This window comes from Actinophytocola sp. (genome assembly GCF_035762905.1).
In the GTDB taxonomy this organism is placed as follows: Bacteria; Actinomycetota; Actinomycetes; order Mycobacteriales; family Pseudonocardiaceae; genus DASYTH01.
The window spans coordinates 38,889-63,436 of sequence record NZ_DASUCC010000111.1; the positions used below are offsets into that span (position 1 = coordinate 38,889).

Annotated in this window: 16 protein-coding genes and 6 pseudogenes; 10 read left to right on the forward strand and 12 right to left on the reverse strand. The window is 68.0% G+C overall.

Annotated elements, in window-relative coordinates:
* Window position 1: 1 nt before the first annotated feature.
* Complete coding sequence (locus VFV67_RS24225) at window positions 2-814, reverse strand: hypothetical protein (RefSeq protein WP_326472926.1); 813 nt, start codon at window positions 812-814, stop codon at window positions 2-4.
* Window positions 815-902: 88 nt separating this feature from the next.
* On the opposite strand from VFV67_RS24225, the gene VFV67_RS24230 reads away from it, so the two are divergent.
* Entirely contained in the window at window positions 903-1,067 is a 165-nt protein-coding gene (locus VFV67_RS24230; protein WP_326472927.1) for an aldo/keto reductase, read from the forward strand.
* 184 nt (window positions 1,068-1,251) lie between these two features.
* A complete protein-coding gene (locus VFV67_RS24235; RefSeq protein WP_326472928.1) occupies window positions 1,252-2,205 on the forward strand; it encodes a hypothetical protein in 954 nt (317 codons plus the stop codon).
* A 250-nt stretch (window positions 2,206-2,455) separates the two neighbouring features.
* Here the strand turns inward: VFV67_RS24235 and VFV67_RS24240 are convergent, their stop codons facing one another.
* Window positions 2,456-2,932, reverse strand: a complete 477-nt coding sequence (locus VFV67_RS24240; protein WP_326472929.1) for a hypothetical protein — start codon at window positions 2,930-2,932, stop codon at window positions 2,456-2,458.
* Window positions 2,929-3,051: a hypothetical protein gene (locus VFV67_RS24245; RefSeq protein ID WP_326472930.1), complete on the reverse strand. Its 123-nt coding sequence runs from the start codon at window positions 3,049-3,051 to the stop codon at window positions 2,929-2,931. Before VFV67_RS24245 ends, VFV67_RS24240 begins: the two co-directional genes overlap by 4 nt.
* 77 nt (window positions 3,052-3,128) lie before the next feature.
* Here VFV67_RS24245 and VFV67_RS24250 point away from each other — a divergent pair, with 77 nt between their 5' ends.
* From VFV67_RS24250 to VFV67_RS24265, 4 genes are all read left to right on the forward strand, one after another.
* The gene (locus VFV67_RS24250) at window positions 3,129-4,721 is read left to right on the forward strand and encodes a site-specific integrase (protein WP_326472931.1); all 1,593 of its coding nucleotides are present in this window, start codon (window positions 3,129-3,131) and stop codon (window positions 4,719-4,721) included.
* Window positions 4,722-4,849: 128 nt separating this feature from the next.
* A complete protein-coding gene (locus VFV67_RS24255; protein WP_326472932.1) occupies window positions 4,850-6,487 on the forward strand; it encodes a hypothetical protein in 1,638 nt (545 codons plus the stop codon).
* Window positions 6,469-8,625, forward strand: a complete 2,157-nt coding sequence (locus VFV67_RS24260) for an integrase (protein ID WP_326472933.1) — start codon at window positions 6,469-6,471, stop codon at window positions 8,623-8,625. The genes VFV67_RS24255 and VFV67_RS24260 overlap by 19 nt, the downstream gene beginning before the upstream one ends.
* Window positions 8,622-9,044 carry a hypothetical protein gene (locus VFV67_RS24265; RefSeq protein ID WP_326472934.1) on the forward strand — a complete coding sequence of 141 codons (423 nt, stop codon included), beginning with the start codon at window positions 8,622-8,624 and terminating at the stop codon, window positions 9,042-9,044. Before VFV67_RS24260 ends, VFV67_RS24265 begins: the two co-directional genes overlap by 4 nt.
* Window positions 9,045-9,747: 703 nt before the next feature.
* Here the strand turns inward: VFV67_RS24265 and VFV67_RS24270 are convergent.
* Complete coding sequence (locus VFV67_RS24270) at window positions 9,748-12,087, reverse strand: NmrA family NAD(P)-binding protein (protein ID WP_326472935.1); 2,340 nt, start codon at window positions 12,085-12,087, stop codon at window positions 9,748-9,750.
* A 132-nt stretch (window positions 12,088-12,219) separates the two neighbouring features.
* Here VFV67_RS24270 and VFV67_RS24275 point away from each other — a divergent pair, with 132 nt between their 5' ends.
* Both VFV67_RS24275 and VFV67_RS24280 read left to right on the forward strand, forming a co-directional pair.
* Complete coding sequence (locus tag VFV67_RS24275; protein WP_326472936.1) at window positions 12,220-15,564, forward strand: BTAD domain-containing putative transcriptional regulator; 3,345 nt, start codon at window positions 12,220-12,222, stop codon at window positions 15,562-15,564.
* A 239-nt stretch (window positions 15,565-15,803) separates the two neighbouring features.
* Complete coding sequence (locus tag VFV67_RS24280; RefSeq protein ID WP_326472937.1) at window positions 15,804-16,997, forward strand: RICIN domain-containing protein; 1,194 nt, start codon at window positions 15,804-15,806, stop codon at window positions 16,995-16,997.
* A gap of 452 nt (window positions 16,998-17,449) precedes the next feature.
* Here the strand turns inward: VFV67_RS24280 and VFV67_RS24285 are convergent.
* Together VFV67_RS24285 and VFV67_RS24295 are read right to left on the reverse strand one after the other, a co-directional pair.
* Window positions 17,450-17,802 (reverse strand): annotated as a pseudogene (locus tag VFV67_RS24285) (protein-L-isoaspartate O-methyltransferase family protein).
* 627 nt (window positions 17,803-18,429) lie between these two features.
* Window positions 18,430-20,286, reverse strand: coding sequence for an ATP-binding protein (locus tag VFV67_RS24295; protein ID WP_326472940.1), 1,857 nt, complete (start codon window positions 20,284-20,286; stop codon window positions 18,430-18,432).
* Window positions 20,287-20,343: 57 nt separating this feature from the next.
* On the opposite strand from VFV67_RS24295, the gene VFV67_RS24300 reads away from it, so the two are divergent.
* The gene (locus tag VFV67_RS24300; RefSeq protein WP_326472941.1) at window positions 20,344-20,898 is read left to right on the forward strand and encodes a hypothetical protein; all 555 of its coding nucleotides are present in this window, start codon (window positions 20,344-20,346) and stop codon (window positions 20,896-20,898) included.
* Between the two features lie 424 nt (window positions 20,899-21,322).
* Window positions 21,323-21,569, forward strand: a pseudogene (locus VFV67_RS24305) (helix-turn-helix domain-containing protein); the annotation flags it as partial.
* A gap of 82 nt (window positions 21,570-21,651) precedes the next feature.
* On the opposite strand, the pseudogene VFV67_RS24310 reads toward VFV67_RS24305, so the two are convergent.
* The 6 genes and pseudogenes from VFV67_RS24310 to VFV67_RS24330 all read right to left on the reverse strand — a co-directional run.
* Window positions 21,652-21,928, reverse strand: a pseudogene (locus VFV67_RS24310) (transposase); the annotation flags it as partial.
* 239 nt (window positions 21,929-22,167) lie between these two features.
* Window positions 22,168-22,290 carry a hypothetical protein gene (locus VFV67_RS24315; protein WP_326472942.1) on the reverse strand — a complete coding sequence of 41 codons (123 nt, stop codon included), beginning with the start codon at window positions 22,288-22,290 and terminating at the stop codon, window positions 22,168-22,170.
* 417 nt (window positions 22,291-22,707) lie between these two features.
* Window positions 22,708-23,453 (reverse strand): annotated as a pseudogene (locus tag VFV67_RS36850) (IS701 family transposase); the annotation flags it as partial.
* A 9-nt stretch (window positions 23,454-23,462) separates the two neighbouring features.
* Window positions 23,463-23,651 (reverse strand): annotated as a pseudogene (locus tag VFV67_RS36855) (hypothetical protein); the annotation flags it as partial.
* Between the two features lies 1 nt (window position 23,652).
* Window positions 23,653-24,165, reverse strand: coding sequence for an FAD-dependent oxidoreductase (locus tag VFV67_RS24325; protein WP_326472943.1), 513 nt, complete (start codon window positions 24,163-24,165; stop codon window positions 23,653-23,655).
* Between the two features lie 19 nt (window positions 24,166-24,184).
* Window positions 24,185-24,367, reverse strand: a pseudogene (locus VFV67_RS24330) (FAD-dependent oxidoreductase); the annotation flags it as partial.
* Between the last annotated feature and the right edge of the window lie 181 nt (window positions 24,368-24,548).

Consider the following 24,548-nt stretch of genomic DNA (forward strand, 5'->3'; position numbering starts at 1 on the left):
GTCAGAGTGAGGCGAGGCATTCGTCGAGGAGGGCGGTGGTGTGTTGGCATTTGGAGATGATGGTGCCGATGTGGCGCCAGTCGCGGTGCAGGCAGAGCAGGCGGAGGAAGAGGTAGGCGAAGCCGGTGCCGTGGGATTCGGACCATTCGTCCCACTCGGATTTGGTCAGCAGGTAGGAGCGGGTGGCGGCGATGGTGCGCAGGCGGAGGGAGTCCACGCCGGTGAAGTGGGGCGGGAGTTCGCCGGCGAGGTCGAGTAGCTGAGCGTTGATCTCGGTGTGCAGGCGGGTGAGGTCGGCGCGGTAGGGGGACAGGCCGGAGAAGAAGGCCCGGGTGATGTTGCCGATCATGCGGGTGAGGCGGTCGTCTTCGATGTCGAAGACGGCTTCGATGATGGTGACGAGGTGGGTTTCCAGTTCGGCGACCCGGGAGTGACGGGCTTCGAGGCGGCCGAGGATGGAGCGGTCGGTGACCGGGCCGGCGGGGCGGGGGAAGGCGAGCGGGCGGCGGCCAGGGGTGCCGGACGCGGCGGTGCGGTGCATGGCGTGCACCGCGAAGATGGCGGCGAGGGCCACGACCGCGATGCAGATCAGCAGGATGACCAGCAGGGTGCCGAGGACGCCGATGATCGCGACCACGACGTTCTCGAACGGCTCGAACCGGACCAGCAGCCAGATGAACGCCGCCACGGCTCCCACGCCGAGCAGAAGCTTGACCACACAGCCACCGACCCGGCTGGCCAGGATGGCGAGGACAAGGCTCAGCGCCACGGCGAACAGGGGGTCGCGCAGCACCGCCAACACGGTGTCGCCCATGCCGCGACAGTGTTCCAAACCGGCGCCCGGAGCGGGAATGGCCTTTCGGGCACAGTTCTGGAGCAACTCCAGGGGTAGGTTGGCTCTCATGGAGTACACGAATCTCGGCCGCACCGGTCTGTCCGTATCCCGGCTTGTGCTGGGCACCATGAACTTCGGGCCGCATACGTCCGAAGAGGACAGTCATGGGATCATGGATCGGGCGCACGAGTACGGAATCAACTTCTTCGACACGTCGATAACAACAGATTAACTCCGGGGGACGCGAGTGGCGGGCGGGACACGCCGAGCGGGTGTCTTCCCAGTTGGCAACGGTCGTTCGCACCGCCGCGATGGCGTGATGACATGCTCGTGGCGTGACTGCATCACCCGCGCCTGAGCCTGAGCCGGCTCCCAGCCCTGCCGTCGCACCTGATGGGAGGGCGACTTCCGAGAAGGTGCTCATCACCGGCGCGGAGCGCTGGATCGGCGAGGCTCTCGACGCCTGGAGCGAGGGTGACCAGCCGAAAGTGGCCCTGATGGCGCCTATGGCTGTGGAGCTGCTTGGGAAGGCGACTTTATGGCGGGAGAACCCCGTGCTGCTGGTCCAGCTGAACGACCAGCACGAGACGGCGCTGTTCTTGCTCGCCACCCATCCTGACCTGGCGACCAAGGGCGTCAAGACGGTCGGCCTGCAGATTGTGCTGAACCGCCTGATCAAGCTGCTCGGCGATCTGCCGGTGGCGAAGGATCGCCAGAAGCGCATCGTTGACGTCCGGAATGGGGCGGTTCACGTAGGTTCTGGCGGGGAGTTGCGGTATGTCCTGCTCGACTGTCTCGCCATCCTCGGAGTGCTGTTGGAGCGGCTGGGGATCGAGCGAACGGACTTCTTCGGGCGGCACGTTCGTACGGTCGAAGTGCTCCTCGACGAGCGGAAAACGGAGATCTCTCGGCAGGTTGCCGCCAAGATGGCCACGGCCCGCACGCGGCTGACCCGACTGGAAGAGGCCCTTGGCGATACGGCTTTCGAGAAGGCCGCTCACGAGCTGGAGGACCAGCGATGGTCCCTCGACCCGGACGACTTCGTCACCGGGGGCGAAGGCATCGAGGCCGAGTGCCCCGAGTGTCGGTCTAAGGCGAGGCTCTTCGGGGAACTGGATGTCAGCGCGGAGGTTGACTACGACGTCGAGCCGCTGGGCGGTGGCCACTACGACACCATCGAGGTGCCGTACTCGCAGCTGAGGCTCGGCCCCCGGGCCTTCTTCTGCATGGTGTGCAAGCTGCAGCTCCACGGCACCCAGGAGTTGGCCGAGGTAGGGCTACCATCCCAGCATTTTGAGGTCAGCAGCGACGACCTGGGTCCAAGCTTCGACATTGGCGGGTACCTCCGCGCCAGCTACTGGGACGATTAACGCTGCTGTGAGCCCCGCGCAGGTCGGATGTGGCGTGGCTGAGCACTGGACAGTACCGAGCCGGCAAGTTGGTTACTGGAACGTTGGTCGCGGTACCGGTACCCGGACTGGTACTGGTACCCGCAGATTCAGTCAGCTCGCTGCGGATCTTGAGCACGCACATGGTCGATTCGCCTGTCCGAGGAGGCTGACCGATTGCCCCTCACTGGACGCGGCGAAGCCTTGGCGATGGGATCCTTGTCGCGCATCGTCACAATGTTGCGGACAGCGTGTCGGTGAGGACGAATCTGCTGTGGGTCTTGTCGGTGGCGGGGCCGGCCAACTCGCTGTCGGGGGTGTCCGCCGGGTACACGATGAGCGTGGGCGCGTGTAGGTCGCGTTCGGGGGCCCAAGTCCGGATCTCGTCGCCCAGGTACTCCGTGAGCTCGGGGCGGCCGTGGCCGATCGCGCCTAGCTCCCGGCACGCCTCGTCACCGGTCTTAAGGCGGCGGGTGGTGAGGTAGACCAGCGTGCCGCGGTCGACCAGCGCCATGCGCCACCATCCGGGTACCGGATCGCATGTCTCGGGTGGGACGTCGGCGTGGACCTTGAGCCGGCATACGCGTGGGTCGGTGACGGTCAGGCCGAGCCACAGGCCGTCGTGGGACTCGTTACCGGCGAGGGTGATTCCGGACCAGGTGGTGACGCGCGGCTGGTCGAGGACACCGCCCAGCGCGTCGGGGTTCACGGCTTGGTCGCGGTCCCAGTGGAGCGTAACCAGGCCGTCGGGGTGATCGGGCCGCTGAGTTCGCCTTCGTCCTCGCCGACCAGGTACACGAAACCGCACAGGTGCAGCGAATCGGACACCAGGCGGCCGTCGGTGTAGGTGAAGGCGACGCTACGCCCTTGGCCGCGCCACCGCAGTTCCCTATTGAATGCGTGTGTTGATCCACTTCGAGAGGGATGGTGGCGTGGCGGGCTGGCGGGTGTTCTGGGTGCCGTGGGATGCGGTGCGTGGCGGGGTACGACGACAGGTGCTGGCGGACTGGGCGGATCTGGCGGCGCGCGAAGACGAGGCGGGGATACGGGCGGGGGATCCGGTCTTCCTGTCGCCGGAGTATCGCGTGGATCCGCTGTTGAGTCAGTACGGGCAGTCGAAAAGGTTCCGCGAGTACACGACGGAGACGCGGCGGAACTACGCCACGGACATCAGCTTGTTTCTGACGTTCTTGTCCGGCCGCGGTCAGGTGTGGACGGTGGCGACGGAGAGGGATGTGGAGGATTACGAGCACTGGCGCCGATTCGCGGAGCGGAATCCGGTGCGGGTCGGTGGCTCGAAGTGGGATCGCGAGCTGGCGGCGTTCGCCAGCTTGTACCGGTGGGCGGTTGGCAACGGTCACGTGCGGCGCAGTCCGGTGGCGATGAAGCAGGTGGTCGGTCGTGAAGGCGTGGTGCTGTCGGTGCCAGTCGCCAGGGCCAAGGACGCGCGGCCAAGCAATGTCCATTGGCTGACGCCGCGGACGTGGCGGCGGTGGATCGATGTCGGGCTCCGTGGCCATACCCGTGACGGGGTTCCGGAACCGGGTTGGGTGGGCCGGTTGGAGGACCGCAACGTGGCGTTCGTGCGGCTGCTGGTTACCTCGGGGCTGCGGCGGGCGGAGGGCGGGTCGCTGTTGACGTTCGAGGTGCCGGCGCGGCAGGTGGACGTTGCCCGCTACTACCGCGGCAAGGTCGCCGCCGAGGTGACGCGGTCGAAGAAGCCGCGCACGTTCTACGTCGCCGCCGACGCGGTCGGGGAGATCGACGCGTATATGGAGTCCTCGCGTGCGTGGGTCGTGCGCCAGGCACAGCGGAAGGGGCGCTACGACCGGCTGCCGGGCAGGCGAGTGGTTACCGAGGTGACCCGGGGCCGCAAGCCGGTGGTGCGCTGGCGTGACGAGGCGGGCGTCACGGGTGAGCGGGCGCTGGATGATCTGACGGCGCGGGAGCGGATGGGATTGTTCATTGAGGGTTCGCGGGGGTTGGAGCCGTTGTGGTTGTGGCTTAACGAACAGGGCCTGCCGTTCCAGGTGCATTCGTGGGAGGGGGTGTTCGCCGCCGCGAACCAACGCTGCGAGCGGGTGCTGACCCCGCCGAACCGGATGGGCTTCGATCCTCACCAGGTGTTCGCTCCTTACGCGACGCCGCACTCGGCGCGGCACTCGTTCGCGCTGTACATGTTGGTGGTGTTGAACACCCTGATGGACCTGAAGTACGGGCTGAGTCCGGAGGAACGGCGGGATTTCCGGCAGCTGTATGGGGATCCGTGGTTCATGGTGCAGTGCTTGCTGGGCCACGCGTCGCGGGAGACCACTGTGGATCGGTATCTGGCTCCCGTGGCGGACCTGCAGCTGCGGTCGATGCTGGCCGGTGCGACCGAGCTGGCGGCAGCGCCGATGCCCGAACTGGACGCGGTGTTCGCGCGGATCGCGCGAGAGTCCGAAGGCATCCAGGACCTCGACGATCGCATGCGGCCTGCGTCCGGTGGGAGCGTGTGAGTGGCCGTGGGCGCCAGGCGTCTCTGCCGTTGGCTGACCATGCCCGCCCGAAGTATGTCGCCCCGGATGGCCTAGTCGTGCACCACTACAACAGTGCTGGCCGGGTCCGGGAGTACGACTTCACGGCGTTGCTGGTCGCCGAGCCGATGCAGCGCTCGCTGGCCGCGCTGTTCGCGGCCCGCTGTACCCCGCACCATTGGACCGTGCACGCCAGCTCCACAATGTACTGGCGGCAGCTTCAGACGTTCACGACCTTCCTGTCCCAACAGGTACGGCCACCGCGCGACGTGGACGAACTGACCGCCCACATGATCGAGCGATGGCGAGAGAACGTGCTGACCACCGCGGGTGGCTACACCACGTTCACCGCGGTCACCAGCCTGCTGCGCACAGATCCCCGGCTGCAGACGGGGCCGATCGCGGACACGCTGGCCCGGCGCGCTCAGCGGCCCCGCAGTGGGACGCAGTCCTACAGCGAGGCCGAGTTCGATCGGATCAAGCTCGCTGCTCGGCGTATGTTCCGTGCTGCGTTGCTGCGGATCGAGCACAACGCCGCCCACCTGCACCGCTGGCAGACGGGCGAGTTCACCGAGGGCAGCCGCGATTGGGCGCTCGGCGAAGCCTTGGACATCCTCGCCCGCACCGGCGACCTCATCCGCCACCCCGGCCACCGCACGAGAGGCGGGCAGGGCATCGTCTACAAGTACCGGACGGCGTTCGGGGGGATGGCCGCGGCGGTGACGTGGCAGCGGCTGTTTCTGTCCCGTATGGAGGCCACGGCGCTCGGGGTGCTGCTGCTGGCGGAGTTCGGTTGGAACCTCTCGGTGATCGACCGGGCCGCGGTCCCGCGGGCGTTGCCCGACCCCGGGGAGGATGGCCGGCCGACGTACCGCATCCCGATCGAGAAACGGCGCCGCGGCGCGGGCCGCTTCTACGAGACCCGCAACGTCACCGATGACGGTGCTGCCTCGCCGGGCCGGCTGATCACTCAGACGCTCGCGGCTACCCGGTTTGCTCGCGCCATCGTCGTCGACCATGCGCCGGACATCGACCTGCTGGTCGTCTGGCGAACGCACGTCGCCGGTCGGGAACGCGCCGATGGCGACCGACAACCACCGATTGGCCCGTTCCATTTCGGAGTTCATCGCGACGCCGGTGCACGGTGGGCACGCACGGTGGGGTTGCGCGGGTCGCCGTTCCAGCGGGGACGGCAGACGGTGAACGCGCTCGACCGCCGCGAGCCGGGCCAGAACAGCCAGGACACGCACGACAGGCACTACGTGCTGGCCGACAAGCGAGTCCAGGCCGACGCGGTCGCGATCATCGCAGCCGGTGCGGAAGAGGCGACCGAGCACGCACGTCGAGCGGTGCTGGTGGCTGAACTCCGGGACGCACCTGACCCCGGCGACGTGGAGACCGCGACCGCGGACTGCGCCGATATCGAGCACAGCCCCTACCCGGCAGCTGGTGGTCGTTGCGGGGCGTCGTTCCTGATGTGCCTGGGTTGCGTAAACGCCCGGATCCATCCTGGCCACCACGGCCGGCTCGCCCACTTGCATCACGCGGTGAACAACCTGCGCTCCGTCGTGGCCCCGGCGGGGTGGGAGGCGGACTGGTGCGAGACCCACGCCCGTCTGGACGACCTGAAGACCACGCTCGGCGACACCGTATGGACCCGAGCGAAAGCCCAGGTCACCGACAGTGACCGGGACCTGATCGACCTCATGCTGACCGGAGACCTTGATACGTGGACACCGGACATGTGACCGCCGCCCTGGACCTCAGCCGCCACGACCGTTATCTCCTGCCGCTGCCGGAACCCGGCACTCCAGTGGTCCTGCCGCAGTTCGTCGTGGCGATGCACGCCCACCTCAACGCCCGCTACGCCGATTCCGCCTGGCCGCTCGGCCCGCTGACGGCCAACCCCAGCACCGGCAAAAAGGTGATCCACTGGCGCAACTGCCCGACCGTGTTCGCCGACGAACTGCGACTGGCCACCTGGACGATGATCAACGGCCGGCTGCGGCCCACGTTCCTGCAGACTCGCGGAAACCGGCTGCGCTCCCGCCTCAGCGCCGCACAGATACACGAGACGATCTCTTGCTGGATACGACTGGCGATCTGGCTGGAGTCTCGCGGCATCCGGCGGCTCGCCGACTGCACCACCAGCGTCCTGCACTCCTACGGGCACCACCTCCTGAGCTGCCACACCAACCGCAGCCACACGCACAAGACGTTGGGCGCGGTGACCCGGCTGTGGGCGTTCGACCAGCTGTGCGCCCGGCCCACCGGGATCGGGCAGCCACCGTGGGACGAACGCGGAGCCGATGACTACCTCCCCGCTGCCACAACAACCACTGGGGAGAACGAGACCGAGCCACTGGCCGAACAAACGATGGGCCCGCTCCTAGTCTGGGCGATGCGCATGATCGACGACCTGGCCGAGGACATCCTCGCCGCCTGGGCCGAGACACAGCGGCTGACCGAGGCCGCCCACGCCACCACCGGGACACCGCACGGGAAAGCCGCGTTGGAGGCGTTCCTCGCTCCGCTGCTCGCCGAAGAAGCCCCGTTGCCCGCCAGCCGGATCCGGGGAGAGGTTTGTCTCGCCGCGACCTACCTCGGCGGCATCACCGGAGCCTCACGTTCCCAGATCGACAAGTTGAACCAACGCGAGAGCCTCGCCGCCGTCGCCGCGAAGCGGCCAGGGCCGTGCCCGCTGAACGTCCCGGTCACCGGCCGGATCGCCGGAGCGCCGTGGCGGCAGGCGCTGGACTTCACGGAGGCCCCAGTGCTGATGCGGCACCTCGGCACCGCAGCCTTCATCGTCTGCGCCTACTTGACCGGGATGCGCACCGGTGAGGTTCTGGGCATGACAACTGGCTGCTGCCCCGACCCGAAACCGACCACGGACGAGAACGCCGACGGGAACGCCGGCAGGCACTTGATCCGCACGCACGAGTACAAGAACGCCGTCGACGCGGACGGCAACCACCAATCCGCCGGTACCGAACGCGACGTGCCCTGGGTCGCGATCACACCCGTGGTCAACGCGATCCGCGTGCTGGAACGCATGGTCCCCGACGGGAGTCTGCTATTCGACCGCCGCGTTCACGATGTGCGCTACCACCGGCCCGGCACCGGGTCGCTGAAACCGGTGGCCATCCGGCACCGGATCGAGGACTTCGTGGCCTGGGTGAACACCGAAGCCGTCACGCACAACCTGCCGGGCGAGGCGATTCCGGCCGACCCGCACGGCCGGATCGGCACCGCCCGGTTCCGCAGAAGTCTGGCCTGGCACATCGCTCGCCGCCCCAACGGCCTGGTCGCCCTGGCCATCCAGTACGGCCACCTGCGCACCGCCGTCTCCGGTGCTTACGCCTCGCGCGGGCGTGGCGGCATTCATGAACTGCTGGACATGGAGACTGTCCGCGCGGTCGCCGACACCGTCGCCGACCTGCACGACGACCTGGACAGCGGCGGCGGCGTTTCTGGTCCGGCAGCGCGACGCGCCATCACGGCCGCCGCGACCGCCCCGCGCTTCGCCGGCACCGTCATCACCGCCCGCACCGCCCGGCGTCTACTGGTGAACGAGGACGCCATGATCTACGACAACCCGCAAGCCTTCCTGCTCTGCCACTACAAACGCGAGCAGGCGCTGTGCCACCGCGATGGCATCAAGGACACTCCCAGCCTGCACCACTGTGTCCCCGGTTGCGGCAACACCGTCCGCACCGACCAGCACGCCGCCCAGCTCCGCGACCGCGCTGACCTCCTCGAGACCCACGCACGCCACGCGCCCCATCCGGTCGCCGAGCGTCTGCGCACCAACGCCAATCGGCTCCGGGGCTACGCCGACACCCACGACCGGACCCGAACCATGCTGGAGGACACCACCGGATGAGCCCTGCACCCGACGAACGCGACCGTATCCGCGCTGCGATGGACCGCATCCTGGCCGGCGCAGCCGAGAACTCCAACGGCGCCCTGACGATCGTCGCTCTCGCCCACGAAGCCGGTGTCCCCCGCAACGCACTCACCCAACGACATCTCGACCTCAAGATCGAGTTCTACACGCGCGTCCGCGAACGCGACGGCCCCTCCGAGGTGGAAGACCGGCTGCGCAAGACCATCGCCCGGCTCAAGAACACGATCGCCAACAAAAACACCGAACTCGAGCAGCTCCGAGCGGATGTGCCGGCACTGGTCCGCACGATCAACGTGCTCACGCTGGAAAACCAGCAACTCCGCGAGGCTGGCGCGCAGACCCTCCCGACCGTCATCCCGCTGCGGCCCCGACAACCATCGAGCACCAACTCGTAAACAGAGCCTCCGGCCGCGATCTTCACCGCCCCACCTTCGGGGGCCCCTGCGACGAAGTGCACCGACAGGGCACGTCTTCGGTGATCTTGTGCTGCTGGCATGTCCTGCGTGCAGCCTGTCCCGGCTCAAGCGTCGAAGCTGGCGGTGCCTTCGACGGCGCCGATGGGTGGGACAAGAATTACGTGATCGCAAACCCGGCTTTGGTGGAGAATTTCATGATCGCCGACAGTCAACCGCCTGGGCATCCGGGCCCCGGTTGAGCCGCACCACCGCACTGATGGACCTGGCCGTCCAACTTCTCGCGATGGTGCTGTCCGACCTGCTCAACCTGCAACGCAACAACCGCCACTACCTGGAACGAACTCGCCGGTAACACGCGCTCCGGTTACGCCGGCGACCTGTCTCGACGCCGCGGTACCGTCGCTGTGGGTTTGTCGACCGAAGGCCTTGTCCGCCACGGCGTTGCGGCATGTGATGTAGTTCTCCACTTCGGTCGCTCGGGCTTGTCGCCAGGGTTGCCAGGGTGTGCTGGCCACTGCGGCGAGCGTGTGGGACGGCGCTGCTGACCGCTGTCGCCTGGTATCTGGTTCGCCCTGAGGCGAGGGTCATCGTCGTGATGGCCGATCTGATGACCCTCGGCTCACTGGTGGCTTTACTTCCACTCGCCACAGGGGATGCAGGACGAAATCCCACTAGTCTTCGGTCACCCGGCCGGGGCGAGGGGGATGGCTGTGGCGTTTACGGCCAGCCAGGTTGTGAAGTCCTGCAGGCCTGAGTGCCTCGCACGGCTGGATGCGAGAGGGCGCAGGGCGAGGTTGTCGGCGTTGAACTCGGCGACGAACTGGAACATGTTGCCCATGTCGTCAGCTCCCGGGAAGCCGAGCGCCCGGAACGCTGCCGCCGTCAGCGGGCGGTAACGGACTTCCTCGTCGAGAGCCAGGCCGAGGGCGTCGGCCAACTCGTGTCCGGTGAGGTGGTCTCCGGCGATGCCAATCCGTTCCTCGGTCGCCGGGGGACCGGCGCGGAAGATCTCGTAGGCGCTGGCGCCGATGTCGGCGACGGCGATGCCCGGCAGTGCGGAGTTCGCCAGCGGCAAGGTGAGTTCCTGAACGCCGTCGGCGCCGCGCTGCGGCCCCATGCCCAGGTTGATCAGGTTCTCCCAGTAGAACGACGCGATGAGGAAGGTCGTCGGCACGCCGGCCTCGATGAAAAGCCTGTCGGACTCGGCCTTGTTGTCCATGTGCGGGACTTTGTACTTGCCCTGCAAGGTCGGCATCCGCTCGTCCGGCAGCGGCATCCAGGTGCGGGTGTCCTCCAGGGTGGACCAGATCGCGTGCGACACCCCGGCGGTCGACGCGGCTGCGGCCAGGTTCGCGGCCTGTGCCTGCTCACGGTCGGCGTCGAAGTGCTCCCAGAAGTTGGTCAGGCAGAACGCACCGTGGGCGCCCTCGAACGCGGCCGCGAGGCTGTCGCGGTCGTCGAGGTCGGCGCGGACCATCTCCACTCCGAGGGCTGCGAGGCGATAGGCCGCGGCGGAATTCGCGTTCCGGAGAATGGCTCGCGGGACGAGGCCGCTTTCCGGGTGCCGCAGGATCGCCCGGATCAGGGCACCGCCCTGGGCCCCGGTCGCACCGGTCACGGCGATGACCCGGCGGACCGGGATCGGCCGGTTGCTGCGGATCACTCCGTCGGGGTCGGTCGCCGCCTTCACCGCGCTGAGCCTGGTGAGGGCGGCGCCCGTGATCGCTCGTGTCGGGTCTACGTCCGCGCCGAGGAAGTTGAACGGGGTCCGCCCAGTCAGCCAGGTGGACATGGCCCTCGTGACTGCGGCGAAGGTCTGCTGAATCCGCACAGCCACCTCCGGTGTCGCCGGAACGGCCAGGGCGGCCAGCATGTACGGCTCGGTGATGGCGCCGGCCGGACCGTCCGCTGCCGAGGCCCGTGCGAACGCGCCGCCCAGATGCCGCACCTGGACGACGTCGAGCACGAAGTCCGGGCCGTCCTGGACAGCGTCGAGCAGTGCGGTGATCGCCGCATCGTCCAGGCCGCTGAGCAGGCCGGTCTGCTCGCTGACCGGCAGCGGGTCGACAGGTTCGGCGCAGATACCACCGAGGTCGGCCAACTCGACGGTGCCGAGCGTGTCCTGCTGCGGAGCCGCGAGTGCGCGCAGCGGAGCGAGCAGGGCTTCAGCCTTCTCGGCGGAACCGAGGAAGGTCAGATCCACGGCGACGAAGCTGCCGCCGCGCAGGAGCGCGGGAATTGCGGGCAGTGGCGGGAACCGCAACAACTCGGCCCACATGGTGAGTTCGTCCGGGGCGGTATCGGTGATGTGGCTGAACGCCTGTAGTACCGGGCGCGCCATCGCGGCCGGCCACAGCAACCGGCCGCCGTAGACGTGCGGGGCCGGATGCAGCTGGATGTCCATCGACGTGACGATGCCGAAGTCGCCGCCACCGCCGCGGATCGCCCAGAACAGATCGGGATTGGTGGTGTGGGTGGCCCGACGCGGCCGACCGGTGGGGTCCACCAGGTCCACGGCGAGCACGCTGTAGGCGGCCAGCCCGTACTTGCGGCCGAACCAGCTGAGCCCACCTCCGAGCGTGTAGCCCACGACCGAGGTGTCCGGGGAACTGCCTGCCAGGCCGGTGACGCCCAGGCCGTTCAGGGCGGTCAGGAACTCGCCCCACTTCACGCCTGCCCCTACCCGGGCCGTCCCGTGCTCGAGGTCGAGCGTGATCTCCGACAGCCTCCGCGTCCGCAGCAGGACCGTGCCGTCGACCGCGGTGGTGGCACCGTGTCCGACCGGCTGGGCGGAGACGCTGAATCCGCTGGTCGCGGCCCAGTGGACAGCGGCCACCACGTCCTCGTCGTCGTTGGCGGTCACGACCGCGCTGGGCTGCTGGTCCACTGAGCGGACCCAGCCCAACCGCAGATCGTCCCAGCCTGGGTCGCCGGGCAGCGCGACCTGTCCGGGCAGCACGGCGGCGAGTTCGCACAGTGCCGTCGCGCGGTCGGCGGTGGCGTTGTGCAGCTTGTCTGCCATCTCGGGTGTTCTCGTCTCTTGGGTAGGGGTGGTGATCTGGGGCAAACCCTGACCGCCCCCGCTGACCGCCCACTTGCCCGCCGCCGCGGCTCGCTTACCGTCGGCTTGACGCAGGTCGATTCGCCTGTCGCGGTGATAGCCTCCCTTATGGTGGCGATGACGTTCCTCGCTCTCGGTCGGGTGCGTCTCTCGGCCGACGGTGTCGAGGCGCGCCTCCGCGGCCGGCGGGAACGGGCCGTGCTCGCTCTCCTGCTGGCCGCCCGAGGGCAGGTGCTCACGGCGGATCGCCTGATCGAGGACATCTGGGGCGATGACGCCGGCGACAGCACTCTCGGATCGCTGCAGGTGGCCGTCAGCAGATTGCGCGCGCTGATCGAGCCGGACCGGGTCAAGGGCGCCGAGCCCGCCGTGCTGGTCACCAGCGGAGCCGGATACGCACTCCTGGCGCCCCCGGACAGTGTCGATCTCGAACAGTTCACCGCTCTGGTCGTGGACGCCGACGCCGCGCTGGCGGCCGGGCGGCCCGACCAGGCGGTGAAGCTCTGTGACGAGGCCACCGCGCTCTGGGCAGGCCCGCCGTTCGGCCAGGAACTCGACTGCGCTCTGATCCGGTCCGAAACCGCCCGTCTGGAGGACCTGCGGTTGCGGGCGCACGAGCTACGCGCCCAGGCACTCCTGGAACTAGGCAGGCACGGGCTGCTGACCGGCGAGCTGGAGTCCCTCGTGCTCGCGCACCCGTTCCGCGAACGACTGTGGGAACTGCTCGCCCTGGCGCTCTACCGCTCCGGCCGGCAGGGCGACGCCCTGGCCACGCTCCGCCGGGCCCGCGGCGCCCTGGCCGACGAACTGGGCATCGACCCCTCGCCAGCGCTGCGGAAGCTCGAGGCCGACGTCCTCGCGCAGTCGCCGGAGTTGACCGCTCGCGCCGTTCCCGAAACCGCCCCTGCTTCGGCGGCGACTCGGCCGTTCGCCCCGGCGGCCTCGGGATTCATCGGACGCGCGAGCGTGGTCGCCGACCTGCAGGCCGGTCTGCGGCGGGTGCTCGCCGGCCACGGCGAGACGGTACTGGTCAGTGGTGACGCCGGCATCGGCAAGACCCGGCTGGTCACCGAACTGGCGGCGATGGCCGCTGCCGCGGGGGTCAGGGTGCTGCGGGGGCAGTGCCACGAAGCCGACTTCTCGCCCGCCTACTGGCCGTGGCTGCCGATCCTGCGTGAGCTCGGGCCGGTGCGACCCGGGTCGCCGGTGGACCTGCTGCTGTCCCCGGCCGACACACCTTCGGGAGGGGAGGCGGGATCGGTCGAACTGCGGACGTACGACGCGGTGTCGGCACTGCTGGCCTGCGGCGCGTCCGACGGTCCGCTGCTGGTCGTCATCGACGATCTGCAGTGGGCCGACATGTCGTCGCTGCGGCTGCTGTCCTACGCCGCCGAAGCGCTCACCGACGAACGTGTGATGATCATCGCCACCCTGCGCGACCCGGCGGAGACGAGCCCGGCCCTGCAGACCTGTCTCGGCGCGCTGGGACGCCTGCAGATCACGCGGATCGCGCTGCGCGGCCTACCCGCTGAGGACGTCCGCAGCCTGGTGGCGGCGCTGGGCGGCGGCGAGACCGACGACGAACTGGGCTCGATCATGTCCGAACGCACCGACGGAAATCCGTTCTTCGTGATCGAACTCGTTCGCCTGCTCGCCGCCGAACAGCGTCTGCACGCAGCCGGTGCCCGCGACGTTCCGGTACCACACGGCATCCAGGACGTCCTGCGGCTTCGGCTGGCCGGGCTGTCCGCGTCCACCGGTCGGTTGCTGCGGGTGGCGGCCGTGATCGGGCGGGAATTCGATCTCGACGTGGCCGGCGAGGTCTCGGGCACGCCCCCGGAGGAGGCGATCGACCTGCTGGACGAGGCGGTGCGCAGCCCCTGCGTCGAGGAGGGCGAGCGGCCGGGACGATACCGGTTCACCCACGCCCTGGTCCGGGAGACCCTTCTCGGCTCAATGTCGTCAACCCGCCGTGGCCTGCTGCACGCCGCTGTCGCCGTCGCCCTCGAGGCCCGGTTGCGCCACGCCCCTGAGCTGGTGACCGCGATCGCGCATCACTTCGCGCTCGGCGCGGCGATCCGGCCCGAACTGGCCGGGCGCGCCGTGCGGTACGCCGTGGCCGCCGCCCGGCTGGCCGAAAGCCAGGGTGCGCTGGACGAAGCCCTCAAGCACTGGGAGTCCGCCAAGGCGGCCGAGGCGCGCACGCCGGAACCACACCCGCGGCGCCGCTACGACGTGTTGCTCGGCCTCGGCCGCGCTCGGTACCGACGCGGACAGGTCGCCGGCTCCCGCGAAGCGCTGGACGCGGCCGTCGACCTCGGCCGCGAGCTCGACGACATCGTGCTGGTGGCCGAGGCCGCGTCCAGCTTCCGGGGGGCGGGCGTCTGGCGCTGGCGGGAGGCCGGCGCGGACGATCCCGGCACGGTCGCCGTTCTGCGGGAAGCCGCGGCGGCCCTGCCACCCGGGCCCCTGCTCGCTCGGGTGCTGGCGAGCCTGTCCATGGAGATGACGCATGAATGGTGCTCGCCCGAGGCCGCGGCGATCGCCGGGCAGGCGGTCGACATGGCACGGCCGATCGGCGACACCGCGCTGTTCGCCGATGTCGTGGCGATGCGCATGATGGTTCTCTGGGGCAAGCCCGGGGCGGCAGGCGAGCGACTCGCCCTGGCCGCTGAAGTCCTGCGGTTGCCACTTTCACCGGAACAGGAGCTGTACGCCCGGTTCGGTGCGGCCGCCGCACAGCTGCAGCACGGTGAGCCTCTCGCGGCCGACCGGGAGATGATCCGCTGCACCGAGCTGGCCCGGCGGCTGCGGCACACCGGCGCCGACGTCCCGATCGCCTGGTGGCGGTTCTACCGGGCGGTGGCGACCGGGGACGACGCCCTCGTGGCCCGGATGTCGGACGAGGTCATCCAACGGCATCGGCGCAGCCAGACCGTGGCCCTGCCCGAGATCGCCTCGATGGCACAGCTGGAGCGGGCCGGGGCAGACGCGCCGGTTCCGGAATCGTTGCTCACCCTCGCGACGGGAAACGCCAATCCCGCCTTCCGGTCCTTCATCGCCGAAGCACTCGCCCGGACCGGGCGCCTCCGCGAGGCCATCACCGTGCTCGGGGAGCCGGTGCCGGAGGGCCTGTGGCACTACTCCTCGATGTATGCCGAGTGTCTCCGTGTCGATGTTCTCGCCATGGCCGGACCCAGCCCACGCTTGCGTAAGGCGCTGGACCGGATCGAACCGTGGCGCGATGAGTTCGCCGTCGCCGGCTCCACCGACTACCTCGGCTCGGTCGAGTACTTCATCGGCCGCGGCCGGGAAGCACTCGGCGACCTCGACGGCGCCCGGGCCGCCTACCAGCGGGCCGTCGACCGCAACCAGGCTGCGCAGGTCGTCCCCTGGCTGCGGCGCGCACAGCAGAGCCTGGACGCTCTCCCGGCCTGACCTGAGGGTCGGCTCGACACGGCGGTAAGCCGACGATAAGCGGGGCTCGACAGGGGGCAAGTGGGAGATCAGCGGGTGCGGTCAGAGTCTGCCCCAGATCGGCCCCACTCCTACCCAAGAGACGAGAACAACCCAAGATGTCTGACAAGCCGCACAGGGGCTCGCCGCCTCGATGGCCGCCGCTGCGACACGTGCTCGCAACACTGTCGACCCTGCTGCTGACGGGGACACTGTTGACCATGGCCGGGGGAACCGCGCACGCGGCGCCGCCGGACACCCACACCGCGGCGACGTGGAACATGCAGAACGGGCGGGACCGGTGGGCCGGCGCCTACGCCCTGGCCCGGACGACCTCGGTGGTGACGCTGCAGGAGGTACCGAACGTCGAACCGTCCGCCGCGGTCCTCCTGATGATGCGAGGGCAGGTAGCGGTCTACCATTGGCGAGAGTCGACCCGTGACCCGGTCCGCTACCTGCACATTCTCCCGCAGGCCTCACAGAACCTGGCGATCATCACCACCTGGTGGCCCGACACGGTCCATGTGGTCGACGGCAACTACCGTGACGCGCTCGCGGTCGGTAACCGAACCGACAACGTCATGTTCGCCGCCATCCACGCCTCGGCCAACGGTGGAAGCGACTCCGCCTCCCTCGTGCGCCGCGTGTCGGACGCGGCCACGGCCAACACCTACGCCCACTGGGCCGTGCTCGGCGACTTCAACCGCGACCCCGGTCTGCTGCCGGTCCTCGGGCTGCCCCAGAACTCCCGCATCTACAACCCCGGCCAGGCCACCCAGCGCAGCGGCGGACAACTCGACTACATGGTCTCCAACGTCCTCACCGACAACTGGCAGGCCACGGTCGGCGCCAACGCGGGCAGCGACCACTGGCCCGTCCGCTTCGGTTCCCTGCGGGCAGCGGCCGAGCCCCCGGAGCTCACCATCCACGCCGACAACAGCGACCGCCTGCTGGACGTGTACCAAGCCGAGGACCGCAACGGCACGCACGTGATCACCTACCACGACACCGGCGGCGCCAACCAGAAATGGCGGCTGTCCCACATCGGCACCGCCGACAGCGGCCAACCCCTGTACCGGCTGATCAGCTCCGACACCGGCAAATGCCTCGACGTCAACCAGGGCCAGTCCAGCACAGCGGGCAACCACCTCAACATCTGGACCTGCCACCGCGCCGACGGCCAGCCCGACCCCGGCGGCCCCCAGCGCGACACCCAGAACTACACCCTGGAACACCCCGTCGCGCACATGCCGAACCTCACGATGCTCCGCAACAACGCCACCGGCCTCTACGCCAACGTCAACCGCAACGAAACCGACGACGGCGCCTGGCTCATCCAATGGCCCGACCAAGCCGGAGGGAACCCCGTGCCGAACGAGACCTTCTACCTCCACCCCCCCATCGCCATCCAGTAAGCCCGGAATACCCGACGGCATCCCGGAAGCCCTACCGGCCACGCTCCCCGCAACGTTGAGCGTCAACTTTCCCCACAGGCCAAGGTCTTCCGGCGGCACTCCCGACCCAAACCAAACCCGGAGCGGCGAGCGGGGCACCTTCAGCGGGTGGCGGACCAACCGCCACCCGCTACTGCCATCCGATTCGAGCTTCACCATCGTTCGAGCCAGCCAGCACCGCACTCGAAAGGCTGAGGATGTAACCCGCGTCCTTGACCTTCGTGATCATCGCGTCCGCAGGGAGTCGGGCGATGTTGCGGTGACAGACGCGTCCATAGAAACCTTTCGCTCGCTTGAAAATGGGCCCCGGGTTCACCTGACCGCATGTCCTGGCTTACCAGAACAAAAGCCAACTCGGTGTCAGACCCCGACAACACCGGAGCATCGGCTCTGCGCCAGCCCGGCGAAGAAGCTCAACACGCCGACTTGACAGGGAACCGCAGCGGGGCGACCAGCCGCGCTCCTGGAGCGAGCTGGTTCCACCACGGGAGAGGGATGTCCCAGGGTGAGACGGTGGCGATCATCCGGTCGTAGGGGGAGTGGCCGGGGTAGCCGAGCCCGCCATCACCGGTGATCACGTGTACGCCGCCATAGCTGGTAGCGATGAGCGCGCGCTTGGCTTGCGCGGTCACGTCCGGGTCGATGTCGATGGTGGTCACGAGGTCCGCGCGGCCGGCCAGGTCGGCGAGCAGACCTGCGTGTAGCCGGTGCCCGCGCCAATCTCCAGGATGCGGTTGCCAGGTTGGACGTGCAGTTGGTCAAGCATCGCCGCGACCACCCATGGCGCCGATGCGCAGGACAACGCCCGGCCGCCCTCGAATCGGTGCGTGACCACGGCCTGCCACGGGATCGTAGGCGAGCGCCAGGTCGGCGTGCGGCCGCCCGGCAGACGTAGTTGGTCGCCACCGACGCCGGCGTCCGGGTGGCGACTACGCGCGTGGTCGACGACCCCCTGTGGCGTTGACGGCGGCCGAGTCAACTTTCGGGTGGTGGTGTGAGCGTTGCCGGCGGAGGGCGAATCCGCGCGTGGAATCCCATGTCAGCCCTACCCACCCCCGACGTGGGCGGTGACGTGGGTCGTTTCGGATCGGCCCGGGCCCGCCACGGTGATCAGCCAGTTCGTTAGACCGCCACCGACGGTGCTGGCGTACTGCTCGGCGGTTGTCCGGTTGGGGAACCGGACCTCTTGCGGCAGATGTGGGCATACCACGCCCGCCAGGCGCGGACCTGATAGTGATCCAGCCCGGCAGCAACGGCAGAGTAGGTCCGCTCGATAGGAAAACGTCGATACACTCGTTCGTATCACTGCCGAACGGCTATAACGCGTAGGAGGCTCTTTCGGTTAACTGTCACGTCGAGTGCAGTATGTGTAACCATGAGTCAGCGGCGTGAGCTAATCATCCTGGCGTTTGACTGCCCTATCCTTGATGGTTGGATATATGTCTGCAGTTAGATTTACGATAAAGTCGACCTCTTCGGCAGTCGTGCTCGCCCATTGGGTGTCGTCGTTACTGAGGTAGAGAATCTCTTTTGGTGTGAGCCTATAAAGGTCGACGCGACGGTCGCGGTTGTCATCTGTGCTGAACACTGCCCATGTCGAGTCATCGAGCCCCAGCACTGCCGGCAAGGGCGTGTGAGTATTGTCGAGTGTCGCGGCGAAAGAGTTTCGCAACGGCTCCAAACAGACATACTCCTGCCTAAGGACTTCGAGCAGTGACCAGTGATCGTCTTCTGCCGGCGGTTCTGCTACTGCCCTTTCGTACGCCAGGAGGACCGCAGACCTCTCATCGAGTAGAAAGTCTCTCAGGATCCGCGCGGTGAGCCGCGGAACGGCCAGTGACGTCTCCGTCTGCATGACCAAGCCGAGGCGCTCCAGACGGTGCACAGCGGCTTGCAGCTGCATGAGACTTGGTCGACCAGCGAGATGCCTGACGATCTCGACGACGAGGTCTCGCGGGCGTTCGCCGCTGCTGTGCATCCAGACAATGGTCGCCAAGATGCCGGTCGCCAATGGGACGTTACGGACTGCTTCATAGAGTTCCTGGACGATAACCGGTAGACTCCGCGCCGCTTGCCCGAGCTCCGCGAGGTCGTTCAGAGCATGTCGAGTTCGCCTGGCGATGTCTTCCAGCAAGTCTTCAGGGCTCATGGCGTCGTCGCTCTTGAGGTAGCGAACAACGAGGTGGAGCGTTTCAGCATGCCCTCCCAGGACCGAGGTGAGTCCGTCAAGAGTCTTCTCTGTCAACGTCGAAACCTGCTCGAGCTGTTCGCGTAGATAGGTTTGGACGTCATCATCGGGCACGGTGGCGATTAGCCGACTCGGCGGTGGCGTACGGTCATCTTGGTCGCCGAAACTCAAGCGCGTGGATGCGGTGATCAAGACAGGGATGTTGGTGCCGCGCGGCAGCAACATGTGGATGTCCTCTTCGGCGCGAACGTCGTCAAGCACAAGCAGGCGGATGGCCTTAAATCGGGTGGCGAGGTCACGGAAACGAGCGATGCACTGCTCATCGGACAGCGGGCCATCGTCGATGCCTTCGCGCAGCAACACCTGCCGTATGTCACGTTCGTAGAGTCCGCGACGCCGCAGTCGTATGATCTGGCTGATTTGAGGCGGCCCAACCTGGTCAGCGAAGCGGCGAGCCAATGTGGACTTGCCAACGCCGTCTAGTCCCCAGATCACGAACAGACCGCCCTCGTCTGCCGCAAGCTCTCGGTAGGTCCGGCGCAACCAGGCAAGATCTTCGGACCGGGGAATCCACGGTGCTGCTGGGGCTCGGTCGCCCGGTTTCGGATCCTGCATCCTCAGCTGATACAGCCGGATCCACGAGGCAAACTGGTCAACATACGCACTGTTGAATCCTCGGATCGTATGCCAGCTCGGTTTTGATGTAACGGTCGATGCGGCGAACTCCTGACGCTGGCGGGCGTTGGCCTCTTTTGACTTGTCCGTCAAGCCGAAGATCAGCCGGAGCGTGGCCGGGTTGGAGATAGATCCTGCCGCAGAGTCCGGAAGAGTCATCGGAATCGTCGTTTCAGCAGCAGCCACGACGCTGATGAGCATGGCGCGAATGTCTTCCAGACGTACCTGATCTGTCGGTGTGCCGTCGGCCGTGGCTATTGCGCTAATGAGTGCTGATGGCCGGAAGGCCGGTCGGCGCCCGAGTAGCACCCCGAACGGCGTCTTGCGCCAGACGTCAAGCTCTCGCTCAAGCGAACCCGCTTCTTCGGTGTCAGCTTGTCGCTCCATGACTGCCGATCGACCCCTCACTCACATCGCAGAACTCGCTCAGTCTGCGCTCATTTTATGAGGCTCACTAGAGGAAGAGTCTGGGTCGAGGTCGCGAACCAGGTCGATCTCACCACATCAACCGCACGGCGCAGGCGCACCGGCCTCACGTGCATCGAGAAAGGGATCGCAATGAAACCCCTCAACCGGGTCGCTGGCGTCATCATGGCGACTGGTCTCGCCTTCGGCGGGGCGGGTCAGGCGGTGGCAGCCACGACCGCAGTCCCGAGCCCGCATATCGTGGAGGTCGGCGCCCAGACCTCGACCAGCCCGGGCATCCTGGCCTCCAGCGCCGCCCGCCACGCGGCGGCCGCGGACGGGACCGCCACCGCGCCGAACGGCAACGACACTGTTAACTCGCCTGTCGTCAGGCTCGTGATCGAGGCGCTCAAGCGCGCGGGCAAGCCCATCTACGATGCCGCTGTCCACTTCGTCCGTCAGGGCTGGCACGCGTTCCAAGGCTGGTGGAGTGGCCTGCCCTGGTGGATCAAGGGTCCGGTGGAGTGGGCTGCTGGCGGCGGCGCCTGGGAGGTCTTCGTCGCCATCTGCAACCACCTGGGCATCCGCTGGTGAGTCGAGGATGACCGTCGAGTAGCCGCACCGAGAGGTGTGCCTGGCGACACATCGCCGCTGGCGGTCGACAACGGCTGGAGCTGTCCGTTTCGTGAAAGCGCCTCCACCACCCGCTGGGTGGTGGAGGCGCTTCTCACGACCTCCGGGTCAGCCGACGTCGCCGTCGTAGCCCAGGAGCCGTCGCCCCAGGCCACGGTCGTTGCCCGACCGACGTCCGCCACGGATAGTGGCGGCGAAGAAGTTAGATGAAGGAGCTGTTAGGTGTACTGCGCCGGGAGGTTGTGAACGGGCGCAGACGTGAGCGGATGACCGTGGAATGAGGGAGGACCTCCGGGTTCGGTGTGGACTGCGACGTCTACACCCAGCCCACGGAGGTCCTCGTGTCCCACCGTATGCCCTGCTGAGTCCCCCTGGCAGACAGCGCATGGCACGGTGTGTCGTGGACGGCCATAGCCTCTACGAGGAGCCGCCGAGCGGTTCCAGGTCTCGGTGGCCACCGCTCAACGCTGGGCCAACCGGTATCGCACCGAGGGCGAGGCGGGCATGACCGAACGGTCCAGCCGCCCAGGTTCCAGCCCGCGCCGCACCCCCACACTTACCAAACGACGGATCATCGAGGTCCGCCTGCTGCGGCGGTGGGCCCGGCCCGGATCGCGTACTTCCTGCGGCTGGTGCCCCTCCACGGTGAGCCGGGTTATGACCCACTAACGCTTGGCCCGCCCTGGGCGAAGGCAGTGGCCATCTCGTGTTGCCAGGCCAGTGCTCGTTGATGGGCACCCAGGTTCGGCGGCGCCGCGGGTGATCCGGGCGGCGACGTGCAACAGCCTGTAGCGCAGGATCTTGGGCTCGACCAGGGCCAGCTCGCCGTCCAGCAGGATCGTCTGGGCCCAGGCCAGCAGGTCGATCGCGGTCAGCGCGAGCTCCAGCCAAGCCTGGTTGACCGCGAACAGCCTCGAGGGAACCTGCCGATCCCGGTGTGTTTGCCGGTGCGGATGCGGTCCTTCACCCCGGCATGCGCCCGGCGCAAGGCCATCGTCGCGATCTTCGGCGGGGATGACGGCAAGCCCCGGTCGGGGACTGAAGGCTCACCGCGGTCGAGCAGGCGCCAACAGGCGAAGCCTGCAAACAAGTAGCCACCTCAATTACGCGGCGTACGCCGCGAACACACCAAAGGCGGGAGCCGTCTGTGCGCAGCGACTAACAGTGGTCACCACAGACTAAGCTCCCGCCTGAGTTCAGGCTAGGACATACGCGTCAGAATTACCGCGACTAATTGCCCTTGTTCTTACGACGCTGCGTCTCCTCGTGCAGCCGCCGAAGCTCGGCCTCACGGGCTTCCTGCTCTGCCTGCTCTTTCTTCTTCGCGTCGTCATCTCGATTGGCGAAGTCCATCGGGTTACCTCTCAGCCAAAGGAATGGGAGAGGTGGCGCCACCCGATAGAGACGCTAGAAACGATAGGAAAAGCCGTCGAGAGTCGAAAGCTGAAAACAAGAAAGAAAGCCGAAGATAAGTCAATCGAAAGCGGAGCGATGCCCCGGCAGAAGCTCAACCGACATGCGAAACGCCTGCTCCGAAGAGAGCGGACGCGAAGTGGGGCCGACGATCACTAGGTGTGACGTACGAGAATCGGTCCGCCTATCGTACATAAGCAAGCTAAATCAATACTCTTCCACGGCGGCGGTAAAGAACGTACGCGTCGAAAACATTTGCCCGTGTGTTCTATGGCGCCCCATGGGTCGCCTCCGGTTTCGAGGTGGCGGCGGATCAACAACGACCAGCGCTGTGTCTCGTGGATCGCTGGTGAGGAGGTCGGTGTGGTCGATCCACGCCCACTCATAGACGCGGTGGCCTTTTCGCGCCGACCCCGGCCGAGAGCCGCTGCCAGGCCCTGCGGGGCAGGCGGGCGGCGATGGCGTGGCGCGGTCGGGCCCGTTCGCGGTCGGGACCCGTCGGTCGCAGCCGATGGCCAGCATGTACCCGACCCGTTGGGTTTCCAACTCGGCGCGCAGGTCGGGGTCGGCGCCGTAGACTTCGTCGCCGGTGACCCACCGCGCCGGTACTCCGGCCACTAGGGCTCGGGTGAGCATCCCGGTCGCGAGCGCCGGTTTGGTGGCGAACCCGACCTCGGCGGGGACTCCAGCGTCGTCGAGCCGCTACGGATCGGTGGTCCAGCAGCGGGGCAGGTAAAGCTCGCGGTCGATCAATGCGTGCCCACCGCGTCCGGCGTAAGCCAGATAGACCGCGACTTGCGCGTTCTCGATCCGCCCGGCGGTGCCGGTGTAGTGGCGTTGCACTCCGACGGTGTGGTGGCCCTTCTTGAGTCGCCGGTCTCGTCCACCACCAAGATCCCGTCGGTGTCGCCGAGCGCGCCGATGACGTAGTCGCGGAGATCATCACGAACCCCGTCGGTGTCCCACCGCGCCCGGGCCAGCAGGTGCTGCATGCCATGCGCATCACGGTCACCGACATGCTCTGCGATCGTCCAGCAGTTCTTGCGCGGCAGCGCGACCAAGTGGCCTACGGCCGGGCGAGCGAGCGTGACCGCCGAGTGCATCACCGCCAGGTAGAGGCCGGGCACGTCGGCGACCGGGCCGATGATCGGCTCGCCGTCGGCTGGCATGGGGCGTAGGCCGACCCGGGTGCTGAGCAGCTTGACGTTGGCGGCGCCGCGGAAGGTGGACCGGACGGCGGCCAGAGTCCGTTCGGGCGAGTCTGCAGCGGCATGGAGCCGGTCGGTGGCGGCCTGCCGCAGATCAAAAGTCGCGGTTGTGGACCACGGTGCGGACCAGACCGGCCGGGGCGCGGAGCCGGAAGAGCGTCGCCGGTGACGGGTCGACCGGGACGCGAATGCCCAGCGGCGCGGCCAGCGCGGCCGTGGCCACTGCGGCCGCGAGCACCACGGTCGTACCGGCGAGGGGTCCCGCGGCCGTCTCGACCCCGGCAACCCGACCCGCGGCGTCCCGGCGGACCGCCGTGATCGGGTTGTCCGGATGTACCCGGGCGCCGTGGACGCGGGCGCCCGCGACCAGTCGCTCGGTCACGCCCACCGGGTCGGCGGTGCCGTCACCGGGTGCCCAGACGGCCCAGTCTGGGGGCTGGCGCAGGGTGGGCTCGAGCGTCGCCACGGTGGCCGCGTCCACGATCTGCTGCCCGGGTCCGGCCTGTGGCGCGGTGTCCGCCGCGCCCCAGGACAGTGAGCCGGACCAGGTCACGGGGAGTACCGGCAGTTCGGCCTCGAGCCGGCGGTACTCCTGCGTCGCGGTCACCCGCAGCCCGGCGGCCGGACCGGTGCGTACGCCGGACGCTCCGATCCAGGCGAAACGAGTCCGCCGTCACGCCGGCGCCCGGCCGCCCGACGTCGACGAGGGTCACGACGGCGCCGGCCCGAGCGGCGTGATAGGCCACCGAGGCCCCGACGATGCCGGCGCCGACGACCACCAAGTCCCCGCTCACCCGTGGGCTCAACACGTTGACGACCTTATAGTCCGCAGGAGCTTCGCCCCCGCACCCCGACCTCTGCTCAGAGATGGCCGCGGAACTGCAGCAGGGTCGGGTCGCGCTGGCGACGGCGCCACCAACATCGCGCCCGAACCAGCCACTAACAACGCCCAGCGGCTGGCCTGCAACAGCGGTAACGATCTACGGCTGG